The sequence below is a fragment of the Ulvibacter sp. 2305UL32-6 genome (genome assembly GCF_058148545.1).
The window spans coordinates 297,343-316,088 of the sequence record NZ_JBYVKA010000004.1 but is presented as its reverse complement, the minus strand read 5'-3'; the positions used below and the strand labels follow the sequence as shown (position 1 = coordinate 316,088).

Annotated in this window: 10 protein-coding genes; all 10 read left to right on the top strand. The window is 38.8% G+C overall.

The genetic code is table 11. The features are described from left to right. Position 1 precedes the first annotated feature (1 nt). The gene (locus ACY2RU_RS14180) at positions 2 to 421 is read left to right on the top strand and encodes a GPW/gp25 family protein (protein ID WP_490139134.1); all 420 of its coding nucleotides are present in this window, start codon (positions 2 to 4) and stop codon (positions 419 to 421) included. Next, on the top strand, positions 418 to 3,726 hold the full coding sequence (locus ACY2RU_RS14175; protein WP_490139133.1) for a hypothetical protein: 3,309 nt from the start codon (positions 418 to 420) through the stop codon (positions 3,724 to 3,726). Before ACY2RU_RS14180 ends, ACY2RU_RS14175 begins: the two co-directional genes overlap by 4 nt. Continuing rightward, positions 3,723 to 6,542: a hypothetical protein gene (locus ACY2RU_RS14170; protein ID WP_490139132.1), complete on the top strand. Its 2,820-nt coding sequence runs from the start codon at positions 3,723 to 3,725 to the stop codon at positions 6,540 to 6,542. Before ACY2RU_RS14175 ends, ACY2RU_RS14170 begins: the two co-directional genes overlap by 4 nt. A gap of 7 nt (positions 6,543 to 6,549) precedes the next feature. Continuing rightward, positions 6,550 to 10,395: a PKD domain-containing protein gene (locus ACY2RU_RS14165; protein ID WP_490139131.1), complete on the top strand. Its 3,846-nt coding sequence runs from the start codon at positions 6,550 to 6,552 to the stop codon at positions 10,393 to 10,395. 2 nt (positions 10,396 to 10,397) lie between these two features. Beyond that, positions 10,398 to 12,023, top strand: a complete 1,626-nt coding sequence (locus ACY2RU_RS14160; RefSeq protein WP_490139130.1) for a contractile injection system tape measure protein — start codon at positions 10,398 to 10,400, stop codon at positions 12,021 to 12,023. Positions 12,024 to 12,044: 21 nt separating this feature from the next. After that, positions 12,045 to 12,617, top strand: a complete 573-nt coding sequence (locus tag ACY2RU_RS14155) for a hypothetical protein (RefSeq protein ID WP_490139129.1) — start codon at positions 12,045 to 12,047, stop codon at positions 12,615 to 12,617. Positions 12,618 to 12,631: 14 nt separating this feature from the next. Continuing rightward, positions 12,632 to 13,060: a hypothetical protein gene (locus tag ACY2RU_RS14150; protein WP_490139128.1), complete on the top strand. Its 429-nt coding sequence runs from the start codon at positions 12,632 to 12,634 to the stop codon at positions 13,058 to 13,060. A gap of 67 nt (positions 13,061 to 13,127) precedes the next feature. Continuing rightward, a complete protein-coding gene (locus tag ACY2RU_RS14145; RefSeq protein ID WP_490139127.1) occupies positions 13,128 to 17,927 on the top strand; it encodes an eCIS core domain-containing protein in 4,800 nt (1,599 codons plus the stop codon). 25 nt (positions 17,928 to 17,952) lie between these two features. Further along, positions 17,953 to 18,222, top strand: a complete 270-nt coding sequence (locus ACY2RU_RS14140) for a hypothetical protein (protein WP_490139126.1) — start codon at positions 17,953 to 17,955, stop codon at positions 18,220 to 18,222. Beyond that, complete coding sequence (locus tag ACY2RU_RS14135; protein WP_490139125.1) at positions 18,219 to 18,746, top strand: hypothetical protein; 528 nt, start codon at positions 18,219 to 18,221, stop codon at positions 18,744 to 18,746. The genes ACY2RU_RS14140 and ACY2RU_RS14135 overlap by 4 nt, the downstream gene beginning before the upstream one ends.

Here is an 18,746-nt window from a genome sequence, read left to right as displayed (position 1 = left end):
TATGGAAGAGTCACAAACATTTCTAGGAACAGGTTGGAGTTTCCCTCCACATTTTGATAACAATACTCAAACGGTAAATACCACAACAGGAGAAGTGGATATAAACAAAAGCCTCGAGATCTTATTATCTACACGTTTAGGTGAACGCATAATGGTTCCAGACTATGGTTGTAATCTAGAGGAGTTGCTCTTTCAGCCTCTAGACCTCACACTGAGAACCTTTATTAAAGATCTTATAGAAACCGCTATTCTTTATCACGAACCGCGTATCGATGTAGAAAAGATCATTTTAGACAATACAAACGAACTCGGTGGTGAGATCTTAATAACCATAGAATATCGTATACGGATTACGAATTCTAGAGGGAATATGGTTTTCCCATTTTATAAGGAAGAAGGCAGTAATATAAACAACTCATGAGCGAAAACTGTAACCATATCAAGCAATTATTAGCACGTAACGGGACGGCTCAAAATCAGCGTTATATTGATGCCTTAGATCCTGCGCGCATTAAACTGATAGACCTTTCTACGGCCGATTGGATGCGTTTTGCTTTACAATTTTCAAAAAAGATCAATTATTTCAGTACGCTCACGAATACTTCGGAGGGCAACTGGGAAGGGTTTTTTCCGAAGGAAAACGAAATTGATGCTTTTGTTGCCAAACTTGACGCTTTAGATGCACAACTAACAGATGATGACCAACTACCAAGCGACGTCAAAGTTCATCTTACTTTATTTGCAGCGTTCTTAAAACTCACATCCTACTCGCAAGAACGTTTAAACAAAATTTCAAAAAAACATTTAGATTTCTATTACGGTGAGATTTTAAAGCTTTCAAAAAAAGCACCGGTTGCAGATACCGCTCATGTCCTTTTTGAACTCGCAAAAAACGCGTCACCAGCTAGGATTCCCAAAGAAACAGCTTTAGACGGAGGGAAAGATAGTCTTGGTAAAAAACGAATCTATACAACAACTAGTGAGATCATTGTTAATAATACAGCGGTTTCGTCACTTCGGAATATTTATCCGCATGATGGTGTCGGACTTAAAAATTCATTTGTTGCTAATTCATTCGACGGATTAGGAACAGACTTTGTAGATGACACAAAAAGTTGGTGGCCCTTTGGTCATCCATTAAACGAACAGCACATTACCAACCCGCTCCCTGAACTTCCCCTGGCAAAGACTGGCTTTGGAATTGCAGCTTCTATTCTTCAGCTAAAAGAAGGAAACCGCACTATTACTTTTGAATTTACCCTAAATAAGAATATAGCAGCAAATATTTCGGGACAGGATATTCTTAATTCCTTAAACGTTTACCTAAGCGGTGAAAAAGAATGGATACTTGCAAATATAGAAGAAACACTTTCCGAAGTAAACAGAACTAAACTAAAACTTGTGGTAAGCTTAGATGCTGGAGCCGACGCCGTTGTGGGCTATAACCAAGAAATACTTCTAGAACCCTATCAAACCACCGATCCAGTTGCACGCTTTGTTTTAGACTATTCAAAAGATGATAGCCGTGCTTTTTTAGGACAAGAATTCTTTTCTAAAACACAGCTTGAAAATGTGCAAATCACGGTTGAAGTATTAGATCTACAGGATTTTGTAGTTGAAAATGACTTGGGAGTTTTAGATGCTTCAAAACCTTTTTATCCCTTCGGAACAATTCCTGTTGAAGGTTCAAATATGTTTGTAGGCTTACCCGAAGCACTAGATAAAACGTGGGAATGGGTTCAGATGGATATCACCTGGAAAGATCGTCCAGCCGATTTCAGCAAGCAATACACCGCGTATCGCAAGAAATTTCTTCAAAATATTAGCAAAGAATCCTATACCCTCACTCTAGAAAATGGTGTTGTGGTTGATCAAGGCTTGATCCCCATTGTTGCAAACAATGACTACTTTAAAGCAAATGTACATATACTTCAAGACGGGGTTTGGAAAGAAATCAAAGAATATAAACTTTTTGTTGAAGAACTTGATGTTAGTGATCCAATTCTAGAGGCTGATAACGCGATAACCTGGAAGATCGATGTCACCAAACAGACCAGCAAAGACAACAAAAAAGATAACATTCAAAAAGCAAAGCAAGGCGCCAACCATTCAAAATATAACTATAGACCGATTCAGCAGTTCCAATCGAATCAAACAAAAAACCCATCAAAACCCTTTGGTAATAGCACATCAGCCGATAAGAAATTCTCTGCGGCAATCAAAGAAGGTTTTATTCGTGTGACGCTCAATCAATCTTTTTTGCATCGCTTATATACAAAATTGTACACCATTGCACTGTCAAAGACCAATTCAACAAATGTATTGATCCCAAACGAGCCGTATACACCTCAAATTGAAACCATAAAAGTTGGATACAAAGCAACAGCCACTTATAAGGATATACGCTTTTTTCATGAACATCCATTTGGTGTTTCTGAAGAATCACTTGCACTAAAAAGTACTTCAGTACTTCCTATTGCACAGCGAAAAATCACTCTCCTTCCCTCCTATCCCAAAAGCTCATTGCTTATTGGACTAGATAATGCTCAAAACCTGCAGCAGGTAAATCTACTTGTTCAAACTTTGGAAGGCTCAGAAAACCCGGAGACAGCCAATGATTTTGCAGAAAATGAAAAGTTACAGTGGTATATCCTTTGTAATAATGAATGGCTCTCCTTAAATCAAGATTATATTATTGAAAATAATACCGATAATTTTTTAAAACGAGGAATTGTTAAACTATCCATTCCGAAGGAAGCCACAACAAACAATACAAAAATGCCCGAAGGCTCTTTTTGGCTGAAGGTGGAAAATCCGAGAGATTTCGACACTACAAGTCAGTTGCTCAACATTCATGCACAGGCTGTATCGGCTGAATTTGAAAACAATGAGAATTCGCTGGACCATTTAAAATACGGAATAGAAGCTGGTACCATCTCCAAATTTGTGGAACGCATCTCAACGATAAAGAAAGTAACACAGCCTTACAGTTCTTTTGGAGGTAAACCTGAGGAAACCGATTCTGAATATTATCGTAGAATTAGCGAACGGCTTCGTCATAAACAACGCGCTATAACCATATGGGACTATGAGCACCTTATTTTACAGGAGTTTACAGATATTTATAAGGCAAATTGTCTTAACCACACTTCCTTGAATAATTCGCTTTCACCAGGAGACGTAACGATTGTGGTTATTCCGAATATCATTCAAAAAAACGTATACAACAGTTATAAACCGCGCATAAGCAAAGCACAACGCAACGACATTAAAACGTTTATCAATCAACTTAACACCTTACATGTTACTGCAGAAGTGATCAACCCCATCTATGAGGAGGTACTCGTCATCTTAAAAGCGAAATTTTATGATGGGTATGACGCTAATTTTTACACCACGCAACTTCAAAAAGACATTGCTAAACTGCTTTCACCATGGGCTTTTGAAGAAACCGCCGCCTTAGATTTCGGTCTTACCCTACATGAAAGTCGAGTGATCCATTACATTGAGCAATTAGACTATGTAGATTATATAACCGACTTCGAAATACAACAAGAAAATGGCAAAAATAATCTCGGAGAAACACTTTACAGCAAGGTAAGAAAGGTAATCCCTTCCAGTGCAAAGGTGATATTAACTTCAGTAGCATATACCAAACACAAAGTGACGGCTATTACTCCAGCCGACACTTGTGTTCAGAAAAAAAATGAAACAGCTAACGTATGAAGACACCTATAACCATACAAAAAAATACAAATTCACAAGATGATCTTGACTTTCATTTTCTTCGGAAAACAGGAATTGAGTATATCGAAAAAATAGGAAGTAGCCTTTGGACCGATTATAATTCTCACGACCCTGGCATCACCATGTTGGAAATGCTTTGTTATGCCATTACCGATTTGGGGCAGCGCATCGAAATGCCTATTACAAATTTGTTAGCTTCCGAAGAAAACAATAAAGAAAACATGCACAAACAGTTTCTGTCGGCTATCAATATTCTGCCAACAAAACCGGTCACCGCTCTGGATTATAGAAACTTATTTGTACACCTGAAGGGCGTAAAAAACGCATGGATCAAGCCACACCAACAAAGTGTTTATATTAATTGTGATGCGCATCCCGCCGAACTCTCCTATACCGAATTTAAAGAAACCGAAAAAAAACATGATCCCTTTATCTTAAAAGGACTCAACGATATCATCATCGATCTGGAAGAAGATGTTGAGGATCCAGAACACATTATAAGTCGGGTGAAGTCAATATACCATCAAAATAGAAATTTTTGTGAAGATCTGGTTGAGGTAAATATCATAGAGGAACACCCTATTGCAATCTGTGCCTATATAGACCTTAAGCCAAATGCTGATGAAGAATACATTCTTGCCTTGATACATCAGGCTATCGACTTTTATTTTTCTCCGTCGGTTTATTTCTATACGCTTCAACAATTATTTGATAGAGGCTATACAACAGATCAGATCTTTGAAGGCCCCGTTCCTTTTGAAAATGCTTGTGTTTCATTTGCTGATATGAAAGGTGGGTTTGTAGATATCGATGAACTAAAAGCAGCCGATCTTCGGAAAGAAGTGCGACTTTCAGACATTATTCAACTGATCATGAATATTGAAGGAGTCAACGAAATAAAGGATATTTCTATTGGTCATTGCGGCGAAGATCTCGGCTTGGAAGGCGATTGGAACCTTTGTGTTGACGCTTGGCACAAACCCGTGCGTTGCGATAAAAGCACATTCAATTTTACAAAAGGACTTTTACCCATAGGTGTAAATCAAACAAAACTACAAGAGTATAAGGATCAGCTTGCCGCCGAAGAACGCGCCAGACAAGAAGTGGTGATCACTGAAGATATTGAAATGCCTTTGGGGAAGTATCGCTCCCCTGAAAGCTACACGACAATTCAAAATGACTTTCCAGAAACATATGGAATTACCAACATTGGCATTCCAGGTAAGGTCACAACGGCCAAAAGAGCTAAAGTGAATCAGTTAAAGGGCTATTTATTATTCTTTGACCAAATTCTAGCAAACTACTTCAAGCATGTATCAAAAGTAAAGGATCTGCTTTCGGTTGACGACAGCTTAAAACAATTTTATGTTGACGATGTCATTCTTTCTGAAGTAGAAGAAATGAAAGTTAAACAAACATTTTTTTCGCAACCTGTTGAGGATCTTTCTGGTATTAAAGACATTCTTACTTCGGCAGGAGATTATGAAAAAGATCTGCTTGATATGATGAATAATATCAAAGGTGAAGACACCACTGATAGCTCTTTCTACGAAAGAAGAAATCAGTTGTTAGACCATCTGATCGCTCGCTTTGCCGAACGTTTTTCAGATTATGCTTTTCTAATGAAAACACTTTTTGGCGAAAACGAACAAACCAACAAAGACGTGCTACGGGCAAAATTAGATTTTCTAATTGATTACAAAAAAATTAGCTGTGAACGTGGGATGGGTTTCAATTATTGCGAACCTAAAATATCTGAAGAAGATAACGGAATATGGGACACCCTTAATGTAGCTGGCGTTCAAAAGCGAATAGCTCGCCTGTTAGGAATACAAGATTACAGCAGGCGTGACCTAGTAAGTGAGTTTCTTGAAGTTTACGATGAAACAGATGCCGTTGACGACGATATGAAAGAATATCGCTGGAGAATTAAAACCAGTGATAAAGTATTGCTCTCGTCTAGCAAGCACTATCATCATATGGGTGACGCTTATGAAGAACTTTTTCTGGCATATCACCTTGCTAAAAATTCAGAAAATTATGATTTCGACACCACAAAAACTGGTAAAAAGGTATACTTCAATCTCGTAGATAGACGCTATAAAAAAGGTGATGAGCGCTATGTGATCTCACGACGAATTGCTTATAAACTAAAGAAAGATATCGCTCTAGCAGAAGCAGAACGCGATGAACTAATTACACTTATTCGCGAATTAAGTATTGATGAGGGCATGTATATGATAGAACATATTCTACTTCGCCCCGATACCATGAATAAGGCACAGTTTGGAAGCGAACAAGAATTTCAGCCCGATGCGGCTCCTAAAGATTTTATGCCTAGCTGTTTAGATCGTGATTGTAAAACCTGTGTTCCAGTAGATCCTTATTCTTTTCGGGTGACGATCATTTTACCTGGTTGGACTGAGCGCTTCGGAAATAAAGACTTTAGAAATTTTGCAGAACAGCTTATCAGAGAAGAACTTCCAGCACATGTATTAGCAAAAATCTGTTGGGTAGGGCAACCGAAATCTTTGGTGCCCGATAGTGAGAACGATCTCTTAAATATTCAGAAAAAATACAAGCTATTTCTACAACAAATCACATGTAAAAATCAAATCACTTCCGAAGCAAAACTATTAAAACGAAGAAAATCTATTAATGACCTCGTGCGCTGTCTAGGCGATGCAAATACGATCTATCACTCAGGGAGATTGCATGATTGCGACAATGATGCAACCGAAGAAAGCGGCACTAAGATCATTTTAGGAAGAACAAATATTGGCAACCTTAATTAACAACGTCATGGCAACATTAAAATTAGATGAAATAACTACCCAGTACCGTTCATTCGTGAATGATCAGGTGCTTACGGCAGACCAACTCAATACCATTATTGATTACTTCGAAGATCAACATAGACTTACGCGTGTCTGTTTAAGCGGAGTTGGGATCGTTTGTGGGCTCGACGTTAGCTTAAAAAGCAACAAAATCACTGTTTCTAGTGGCTGCGGAATAACCACCGATGGCGATTTGATCAAATACCAAGGCGCTACATATACCCATTTTCGACCCTTTAAAGACGAAGATGCCGGTTATTCTAAATTTAAAAATATAGCCGCTATTGAAGAACTTATCCTTGCCAATGATGACGATGCTAATGCCAATAATACGCTATCAAAACTAAATGCCCTAACAGATAAAGTTGTAGTCCTTTACCTTGAAAATTTCGCCAAAGAACAAACGCCTTGTACTGGCGTAAACTGTGATACACAAGGACAAGAACAAGTTGCCAATATTCGTATGCTGTTACTTGACAAAACCGAAGTGGAACAACTTAATACCACCGATGAGATTTTTACAAAACACGACGTGATCGAGCAGTTTTTGGATCTTCCGAAAGTACCAGTAAAACGTCTGATCTTAACACCAAAGAACACCACAGATTACGTAAATTTAATGAGTGGATACACAACTGCAATAAATGGGAACCCTTCGCCATTAGCTCAATTAGAAACAGGATTAATATCCCTTTTCCTTGAATTTAATCAGTTATTACAACTTCCCGACGCGCAAAATAAACTGAATGAAATTTTAAGCAGGCTTGATACCGTTTTTGATTTTGCTGGTAAAAACATTCCTCTTGACATACAATATCGTTACGACTTTGTAAAAGATATGATCGCAACTTATGAAACAATCAAACAACGGCTTTATCAATTGCGTTTGTACTGTTGTACTTCGGAAAGCGCATTTCCGAAGCATCTTTTATTAGGTGAATTAAGTACTGCAAATGAGTATTTAAGTTTTCGTCATGCTTTTTACCCCTCACCTATTATACCCGAAGGCGTTAAAACGCATTTGGAAGTAGTTTCCTTGCTTGACAAAATGCACCAAATGGCAACTCAATTTCAGTCATTATCATTAGCTGAAATCAAAATCACGCCTTCCAAAAAGGCAATTCACGATCTAAGCGCACGAGCCATTCCATTTTACTATAAACCCACCGAAAAACTTCTGAAATCATGGAATTTTAATAAAGCCCAACGTTATGATCACCTCACTCATCTAAGTTATAATGCACCAACGTATGCTGCGGGTAATGACCCAATCGTAAATCCGTTGAGTTATACTATTGATAATCATGATTTCTATAGAATTGAAGGACACTTAGGACGTGATTATTTTGATGCTCTTGAAGCTGTAAATCTTTTAAAGGAAGAAAATGGTCTTGCCTTTGACGTAAAAGTGCTGAGCATCAATGAAACCCTAGAAACTATAGATCCAGAAAAATACAGCTGCCATTTTGACGATCTAAATACCATTCTCTTAGCTTTCCTAAAAGAACAAGAATGCTTGTATCAAGATATGACCGATTTCTTTTCAGCATTTAGTACAAAAGTTCCTGGTACCAATGCGCGAGCTAAGAAAACAAAGCAAGCCCAAGAGGTTTCCGAAGAAATGGTAGATACGCGAGCCACAGAATTCTTAAAAGAGAACGTTGAGATAAAGTTTCGCGAGCAAGAGGTTCGAGGTATGGAAATGGTACGTAGCAACTATCCTTTAGAATATTATACATCGCAGAATTACGCCTACCAACCTTTGGAGGTTGTAAATGAAAGCATTAGAGACGAGGAAGGTCTTTTAGGAGTTATAATCAAAGAAGCTATAATAGCTAATAATGACCGTGAACCCGAAACAATTATTCGCGATGTGGAACAAATGACGAGCGCTATTCCAGAAGTTCAAGCTATGGAGCCGGCAATTCGGCAAATGACTATCAGCTTGCCTGCGGAACTTATTATCTATTCTAGAGCAACATCGAGATTGATCCCAACCCAGATAACAGAAATAACAGAAACACGTATTTCACAATTGATTCAATCACAAAGAGACTTATGTGAATTAGTTGACAAATATCAGGAAGCTGTAAATACACAACTTTATGGTGCAAATAGCACCTATCAGCGTCAAGGTTTTGAATCTCGCCTAGAATTATTATTAAATCAAATGACAGTAAATTGTTGTGCTGCGGAAAAGATCAAGATCCTAATGGACGATATCACTAAACGCAAGATTGAAATATTATCTCAAAAAACCTTATCGAAGTTTGTAGAAAACCATCCCGGCCTTGATCATCAAGCTGGAGTAGCTCCAGGCGGAACCTTTATCATGGTCTATATGGGTGCCGATGAAGTTTCGGAAGAAGCTGGTAATTCACAAGAAATCTTCGATAGGTTTAAAGATCTAAAAGAGGTTATTGCAAAAGGTGAACAATTGCTAAAAGTCGCTTCAAAACCTGAAAAGGAATTTCAGAAAAATACACCCATGTCTCGCAATATGAGAATGATCACCGCGAGAGAATCTGCAATACCAAATAAGGAAATAGTATCAAAAGAAGCCTCTGCTAAAGAGATTCTGAACGAAATAGACCTTCAAAGAGCCAATGAACTATTGGGTAGAGCCGGAAATACAAAGGCCAATATAGCCGTTAATACAGTGGTTGCCGATTTTTGTCTTCCGTATCTGTGTTGTTCAGATTGCGCGCCAATTAATTTTATTATACCGGCAAAACCTGTATCACTTCGTTTACCTTCAGCGTATGTATGTCTTGAGGAAGACACTCAGCCACTATTGTTTGAAGTGGTTCCTGCAGATGGAGAAGTAACTGCCGATGTGCCAAGTGGTCTTAGCAGTGGTGTCACCAAAAATAATGACGATAAGTTTGTCTTTGACCCTACAATATTGGATCCATCATTATATGGCACTGAAATCAAGTTTTTAGTGAATGGTCAAATTACCGATGCAACGATCACCGTTTTCTTAAAACCGGAATTCGATTATAGCACGGGAGAGCCTTCACCAAGTAAAGACGGTCTATCGGTTAAAGTGACTTTTACCACAGATAGTTCAAAACTGCCCGCAGGTGTTCGTTACGAATGGGACTTCGGAGATACAACCGTTCCTGCAAATCGATTTGATGAAAACCCAACACACATCTACGATCTACGGGGAATTAAAGACGAAACAATTACTTTTAATACGCAACTCACCGTTACAAACGGACGTTGCTCGCACTCTGTTCCTCATGATTTAACCATCGAAATCATGATTCCTGAACTCAACATTCCTGCTGAAGTTTGTTATGATATGTCTTCTGAAGAGTCCTTGGAAGTACCGTATCAAATCACTCCAAAAAGCGGAGAACTAAAAACCGTTTTTTCGGTTAAATATTTGACGATCAATAAAAATTCGATAGTTATTGAACCCGGTTTTAACGATTACGACAAGATAATTGCCTTTACAATCGATGGCCGTGAGGTTGCTCAAACATTGACAGTTCGAAAAAGACCATTTCTAATGATTCGAACACAACCAACCTCCCTTGTATTTGACAAACAAAATCAAGTAACCGTCCAATTTAATCCAGAAAATCAAAACAATTATAATGAAGCCCTCTATAGTTATCGATGGTTATTCGGTGATGGCTCAAAAGGCAAAACACGTAACCCGAAACATACTTATACTGCCCCTCAAGGCACAAAACCTGGTGAAGTAGTAACCTTTGATGTAGAACTTACGTTGCTTGGTGGATCTTGTGAGGACCTAAAATTCCCTCTAACTATCGAGGTGTTAAAAAGAGAAGGATAATAATGACAAACGATCGGCACAAAATAAATCGACTTTCGGTGGAAATACAAACCACCAGCTTGAAGACAGCACATGCCTTCAAATCGACTACACCTGCTCTGCTTGAAAATTATATAAATCCAATAATTACAAGATATTTTGATCAATTATCTCAAAATATCCCAAACGGCGTGGTACGTCTCGAAAAACTTGCGATAATTATTAATATTTCAGAGGGCAGCAGTAAAACCGATATTGCCAACGCCTTTGAAATAGCGCTTCGGAAAGAGCTTTCCATTGCGAACACGCCATCTCAAATAGACGATCCTTTCGACTTTGAACTTCAGTTAGAACATGCTCTAATGAGTACAGGCATTATTAGCACCACGAGCGAAAATAGCCTTGCACAAGCCTTATTTCATTTTATAGAAAAAGGCCAATTTCCATGGTGGAAGTCGGTAAAAACCTTTTTTAGCTACCACGAACTTAAAAAACTTAAACAACAACCTAATTTTACAATAAAGCTGAAAAAGACATTAGCTAAAGCCATGTCGCGAAATAGATTGATATACCAATTTGAAGATCGAGAGATTGCCGTTTTGATCTTAGCTGAAATTCCTTCGGAAGTTATAAGTTTATCCGAAACCACAGATCGAGTAGCTGTTTGGAACATAATCCTCAAGTATTTTATTTCGAACGATCCGATCAACTTAACCAATAAAATAACACTCGAATTAATAAAAATACTCAACACTAATAGTAAATCAAAAGAAAGAAGTTTACAGTTGGCCGAAACCTTTTTGACTGATATAAATCAGTTGCTACCCATTCAAATGACACTCGTCACTTTAGCGCAAAACAGTGACACATCATTACATACAAAATTGAATAAATACCAACTTAAACTAACGGCTGATTTAGGTAAAGCACTAAAAGAGGTTAAAATTGCCAATAAACTAATATTCAATGAATTAACTAAAATTTTAAATCATGATTTTGTTCTATTAAATGATATAGGAAAGGTTGTATTTAATAGCGGTATCCCAGCTGTGCCTTTAACCGTAAATGCTTCCAAAGAGAATTTTGAAACTCATCAAAATATAGAGATCCACACCGATTCAAACGAGGATGTTCTTTTTACTGCCGAAGAGGAAATAGGTATAGTTGTGGCTAATGCGGGATTATTGCTTTTACATCCTTTTTTAAAGACATTCTTCGGAAATTTAAATGTGCTCGAAGAAAATGATATACCGGAAGAAAATTACGATCTCGCAGTGCACCTACTTCATTATCTGGCGTGTAAGAAATTACAACCCTATGAACATGAATTGATCTTTGAAAAGTTCATTTGCAATATTCCTATTCATCATCCAATTCAGAAAAAATTTGTGCTAAACGAAGAACAGATTAACGCTTGTGAAACTTTACTAAAGGCTGTTTTGGGACATTGGACTGCCTTAAAAACGCGATCAACCGATGTTTTGCGTAACGAATTTTTATCCCGTGAAGGAAAATTGGCGCTGACAAGAGATCATGAAAAGGTGTATATCCAAAGAAAGACAGCAGATATTTTGTTAGAAAGCGTACCCTGGAATTTGGGTCTAATAAAATTTCCCTGGAAGAAAAATTTTGTATTTTTAGAATGGTAACTAACTAAAAAACAATTTGATATGTCGGCAGATCCATCAAAAACAAAATTTTCAACAACCATTATTGCCATCACTGGACTTATTGGTGCTGTTGCGGGACTTCTAACAGTAATGCATACCACTGGAGTCATTGATCTAACAAAAGATAAGAAACAAGAGATCCAAAACGAAGTGGTACTAGAGAATAAAATATCGAAAGAACAACATGAGCAACCAGAAGAAATGAATATCGTACCTGTGGTTAACAATAACGAAAGAACGGTGGTTGAACGCATTCCAGAAAAACCAATAAACTATAATATTTCTGGATATTGGTATGAAAACCAGAGTGGATCACGGTACTTCTTTAATCAAGATGTTAATGGCAATGTTTATTTTCAGGAATACAGCCTGAACGAATATGGTGTGGCATTTGTTTCTGCGGAAGGAACCGGCGTTATGACCAATAACAAATTTAGGATCCCTTTTATGCATTACTCTGGTTATGAAGGCATTGTCAATGGAACAATAGAAAATAACGGAAATACAATTGATGCTATGGCTACCTTTTTAGCTACAGGCCAATCAACTCGGGTGCTTATACACAGAGAATAATACAACTAGAAACTATGAAAAGGCTGAGAAGAAAACCAAAGACAAAACAACTCCAATCAGAAAATGGTCCGTTCTTCCCTTCTATCCAAAAAAAGGAAATGACGGTCGAAGACGAAGCGGTGCAAACTAAAAAGGAAGAGGAAGAGCCTATTCAAAAAAAAGGCGAAGAGGAAGAGACCATACAATCTAAAGAGGAAGAACAAGAAGAACCTATACAAAAGGCAGAAAAAGACGAAGAACAAGCTGTTGAAGGCAACAACGATCAATTTGTGCTTATTGCAGAAAACGCAACATCTAGCTTTTATAAAAAGTTGGAGCAGGTGTTAAAACATTTTAATGAAGAATATAAATGGATAAATCAAAAACTCTACGTCACAAGAAAAAAATGGAGCGATAAAGGCCTTATGTTGAAATATACCAACATGGCAAGAAATTTCAAATAGCTGTAAAAACCCACAGCAACTAATATTTCCTCAAATTCCCTGATTGATTTGTGTTAAACAGATCAACTTGAAAGTATTTGCCAAAAATAACAACACTACAAACAGCACCCATGCTTCCCAAAGCAGGAGTGCTGACCCTTTCTTTGGGGTACAGGCAAAACTAGCTGTTGGGAAACCCGATGATAAATACGAAAAAGAGGCCGATGCAATGGCCGATAAGGTGGTTCAAAAAAGTGAAGCTCCTACTCCATTCTTCGGAAATGGTAACTTTTTCCCTCCTGCCTCAAATACTTTGACCAAAACTTCGGAAGAAGATCTTCAGAAAAAAGAAGATGTTGAAGAAATTCAGGAAAAACCATTAGTAGAAACCATTACTCCAGTGGTTCAATTAGCTTCCGAAGAGGAAGAAATCCAACCAAAATGTTCGGCTTGTGAAGCTAAGGATGAGCAAATTCAAAAAATGCCTTTTGAAGAAGTACAACAAAAGACAGAGCCTCAAGAAGATCAATCTCTTCAGAAAAAGTGCTCGAGTTGCGGTGGTGACATAGAGGCTGTTCAGAAAAAAGAAGGCAATGTATTCCCCCCGCTTCCCGAAGGTGTCATAGAAGAAACAGAAGAGAAAAAAGCAGAAATTGAAGCCCTAGAAAAACCTAAAGAGGAAGCTGTCCCATCTGAGGAAAAAGCACCTGAAGGCAAAAAATCTGCGACTGGCGACCTAAAACCTCCGGTTAGAGAAGAAAAAGAGCCTATTGCCATGCCTGTTCAAGAAAAATCGAATGGACAAGCATCACAAGAAGACATTTCAGAAACATTATCTAACTCCAAAGGCAATGGATCTTCTTTAGATAACGGGACACTCCAGGAAATGAATAGTGGCTTTGGAACCGATTTCAGCGATGTAAATATTCATACAGGTGGTGATGCCGTAAAAATGAATCAGTCTTTAGGTGCTCAGGCTTTCACTAGCGGGAATGACATATATTTTAATGAAGGGAAGTACGATCCTAGCAGTAATCAAGGGAAACATCTATTAGCCCATGAATTAACACATACAGTTCAACAAGGTGAGAATGATGAAACTGTACAGCGCTTTGTAGCTCCTGAAAAAAAGGCATCTCCAGAAGGAAAACCTGAAAAGCCCAATGATGGAACGGTTGTAGAGGGCAAATCGAATGCTAAAATAGACGGGGACGAAAATGTTAAAAATCAGGACGACCTTAGTGCTGAGGAAAAGAAAGAGAAAAAGGATCCTCCACGTGGAGAGGTTCGTTCCGAAAAAAGTAGTGTCCAAGCTGAAGGCGTGTCCACACCTCCCGTAGATCGTGGTGGAGAAGCGCAAACAAAAATTACTGAGCAAAAGCAGCAAATGGACGAGCAATTGTCTGCAGAGCCAGCTGGCGGAGAAGGTGAAGCGACCAATGCCGAAGGCGAAGCTCAAGAAGGAAATGTGGGAGAGGCGCAAACAGCCGAACAGCGAGCTCAAGCTTTACTCGACAAGGCAAACAACACCCCCGTTCCAGAAAAACCTGCGCCTTTTAAACATCCTAATGTCATTGCTCCAATTGATAGTGCTGGTCAGCCCATTGCCCGAAAAGCAAATATTGACACTCAGGTTCGTGGTTTAGGATATATAGGTGAACTACTTCGTGAAAAGGGGTATGAGATCAAGCAGGCAGCTTCGGAAAAGGAAATACACGCCGATGGTCTTGAGGCGTCATTGGAAACTAGTAAAAAGGATCTAGCACTTTCCAAAGAAGGAACACAGAAATTTGAAGATCAGAACACCGAAAGAAAGACGATTTCAGAAACTTCTAAAAAGGCCTTGGATGAAAGCAAATCAAGACAATCTTTCGTAGCTGGAGCCGCACCTGGCCTTGCTCAAGAGGCAGATACCGGAAAGGCCGAATCTGGATCCTTAGCAGCAGATTCAAAAGCCAAGGCAGGTGAAAGTAAATCGAAAATCCCCGATGATGAAGATGCGAAGGCAGATGCCGAAAAACAGAGTGGTGAAATGGAGGAAACATCATCTGGAGCACAGTCTATGGATGAAGCTATTACTCAAACCGGAGAACGTGCACGGCAATACATAAAAGATGCAGAACAGGCTTCAAAAGATAATTCGCAAAGTGAAGCTGAAATTACTGAAAACGATAGTATAATCACGCAAATAGATGGTAAAGTAGCGAGTTTTAAAGCCATGAACGCCGCAAGTAATACAAGTATCGCGGCTTCTTCAAGTGGTCCCAATACCATTAGAAAACAAGCCAAAGGAAATCGTGCTAAGGGTGATCAATTGATTAGCGCAACCATGGCGATGGAAATGGAACTAAATGCGCTACAAGACGAGTATTTAGCAGGAATGGCAGCTATTGAAAGTAAAGAGGCCGCTCAAAAACGGGCAGATAAAGAAGCTGAAGAGAAAAAGAACAAAGAAGCTTCCCCTGAAGAGTTAAAATTATACACCATTGCCGCACTTCCTGAAGCCGAACAAGAAGAACATATTCAATCGCTTCAGCCGGAAGAAAAGCAAGGTATCATGGCTGCTTTAGACAAGATGATCACCGAAATGCCCGATGACGGTACAGCCGAGACCGAAGGCGCGCGCAAGGAAGTTAAATTATCATCAGGTGAAAGCGGCCCTAGCGATCCGAGACAGCCAGCGATCGATGCTGTTGACAACAAACGAATTGAGCGAGTGTCTGGTGTCATGCCAATTGCTGATAACAATATGAATTTGCTGACTGCCGAGCAGCAAAAAATGTTAGCCGAAAAGCTAATGACTGAGTCTATCACAGATGATATTAAGAACATTAGCGTGGCACAAATGGCCAAAGGAATGATCGAAGGTATGATCAATCCAATGGTTGGACTTCAAGGTGTTGTTGGTGGATTAGAAAAAACATTTAGTGGTGTTGCCAACATTTTTAATGCAGATGCATGGGCAAAAGATCCATTGGGTAACCTGCTTCAAATTGGGGCAGATATTTCAACCGGCCTCGCAATGGTATTTTCTTCCATATTAGGTATAGCAGGAATGATCACAGCCCTTATGGTAGCACTAACCATTATTTCATGGGGAACACTTACACCCGTTACCGCTCCTGTTATTGGATGGATGGGAACCATAATGACCTATGCAGGATGGGGGGCGATCATTGCTGGGTCTCTTTCGGTTTATTTCAATAGCTTGGCGTATATCAAAAACTTAAATGATGCAGGAACCGCTCAGACGGCCTCTGAGTTATTTGGGAATGTGGAACAAATGAAGAAGAACGCAAGCGATGGTATGACCGGTGCTATGGCCATTGTTGAGGGTGTTGGTGCTGTTAAGATGGGCCCCGTGATGAAGTCGGGTAAATTCATGCAGAATGTTCCTAAGTCGCCAGGAGCCTTTGCAAGACAGACTATGGATGGTGTTAAAGACGGCCTAGGAGCTGTGGCAAAAATGCCTTCGAAAATTGCGTCAGGGGCCAAAAAACTATTCTCAGGTGGAAAGAAAGGGCTCAAATCCTTTAAGAAAAAACTACAAGGCTTCTTTAGTAAGTCGAGTAAAACCGATATTGATCTGCCTGATGCTAAACAGAAAAAATTTCAAGCCGATGACGGAGTTGTAAATAAAGGTAAAACAGCAGACGGGCATGAGGTTAAAGTTGATAAAGACGGAAATATTGCAAAGTGTAGTGAGTGTAAAGTTTATGAACTAACACATAAGGATACGCTAGATGCCAACCCGGAGTTGAAGGCCGAATTAGCCGAGATCAGAAAGAAGATGACCAAGAACCCAGATTCGCCTGAAGCAATGAAAGAATTGCAAGCGCTTGAGGTAAAATTAGATCAGGCAAAAGCGAAAATGACAACGGCTCCAAAAACATCTAAAAAACATAGAGAATTTGAAGCAGAAGTTGATGCACGGCTTAAAAACGGTGATATCGACGCAGATACGGCCAAAAAGTTAAAAGAATATAGTCAGTCAACCAAAGGGGGACCTAGTCGTAACATTGATGACGTGATTAAGGACATTAAAGGAGGAAAAGTCTTGAATCCTGAAACTAGCCGTTTTGGTGATGATGGGAAAAAGGTGAAAATTGATGATGCTAAACGCAAAAAGGTGGAAGCCAATCGAAAGGCAGAAGGAAAAAATAAAACCCCTGCAGCCGATAGTCCAGAACATAAGCGATTGACTGAACAAAAAGCAGCTTCAGAAAAACGAATAAAAGATGCCGAAGCAGAAATTGACAGTCTCAGTAACCCCGAAAATAAGAGCAAAGAGGCAAAAGATTATCAGGATGCTAAAAAGGAATCATTTGAAAAAAAGAATCCAGAAGCAGAAAGTCGAAAAAAGTTTAATGAAGATTATGATGCTTTTGCGGATGGCGATGTTAACAGCCCTGAATATATTGAAAAACGTGAAGCAAAATTTAAAGAGCAACGAGAACGGAAGCGTACCGAACATTCAAAAAAATATGACCGAGGCCAAAAAAATAATAAAGCTGGGGATGCATTCGAAAAATCTAGAACCGAGCAACTCAATGCCGAATTAGAAGAAAGTTTAGGCAGACCTTTAAAAGATGGCGAAGGAGTACGCCAAAGAACGCCCGCTGAAAAAGAGACGTTCGACATTGATGGGGAAACCGTTAAAGTTTCTCCTGATCTTGAAGATGCAGGGCCGCCAATAACTTATATTGAATCGAAGTCTGGACCGCTATCATTAACTCCGGAGGTGGAAGATCAAATTATTCGGTATGCACAATTAACGCAAAAAACTGGTAGAAAAGTAACTTACGAATTACTAAACGGAGCTAGTGAAAATGTAATATCGGCCTTTAAGAAATACGGTGTCGATTATATTGACTTTACAAAATTATAGTACTTTTAAAAAAACACACAAAGAAATGGATCAAGAAACAATTTTTAATAGGCTTGGAATTTCACATTCAGAACAATACAAAGTGCTTATCACATTAAAAAGCAGAAAGTACAAACCTTTTGTCGCCCTGGTGTCCGATTTCAATTATGATGAAGACGATACAAAAGCAATCTTTAGTAGATCTGATGAAACGGTATTTCCAAGCGATACGGATGAAGTTAAGAATGACCAATATATGACGTATCTAAAAAACATCAAGCAAGTTGATAGGTACCGAGAAAAAAAAACGGAATGAAGAACCTAATTGTTTTCTTAGAAGAAATGGCCGGTCTCCACGACGAAAATGCCGTTAAAGGCAGCAATACAGTTTCTTGGAAGGCGTACCGAGCTGCCGAAAAGTTGAACGATTTAACACTAGCTGAACAACTAATTGAGCTCATCGATAATCACAAAGATGAAAAGGTAAAGCAATCGGGGTATCAAGTACTCGCCTATCTTTTACAAAACACGCGTGATCAATCACTTGCCAATATACTTTTAGAAAGACTTACTTTAGAAAAGGATAATAACGACCGCCTCTATATACTTTTAACGGGCCTTCGGGAAAGCAATATGCAATTTCAGGAAAACATTGAAAACGTTATTTACTTTATAGATGACGATCGTGAGATGATACGAAACGCGGCCATACGCGTATTGGGACATTATAAAGCAGACAAATCAAAAGCTATTAACGCTCTAAACGCTGTAATTGACAGTCCGTACGATACATACGACCTAAAGTATGCAAAACAGGCTTTAGAAAAATTAACTCAATAA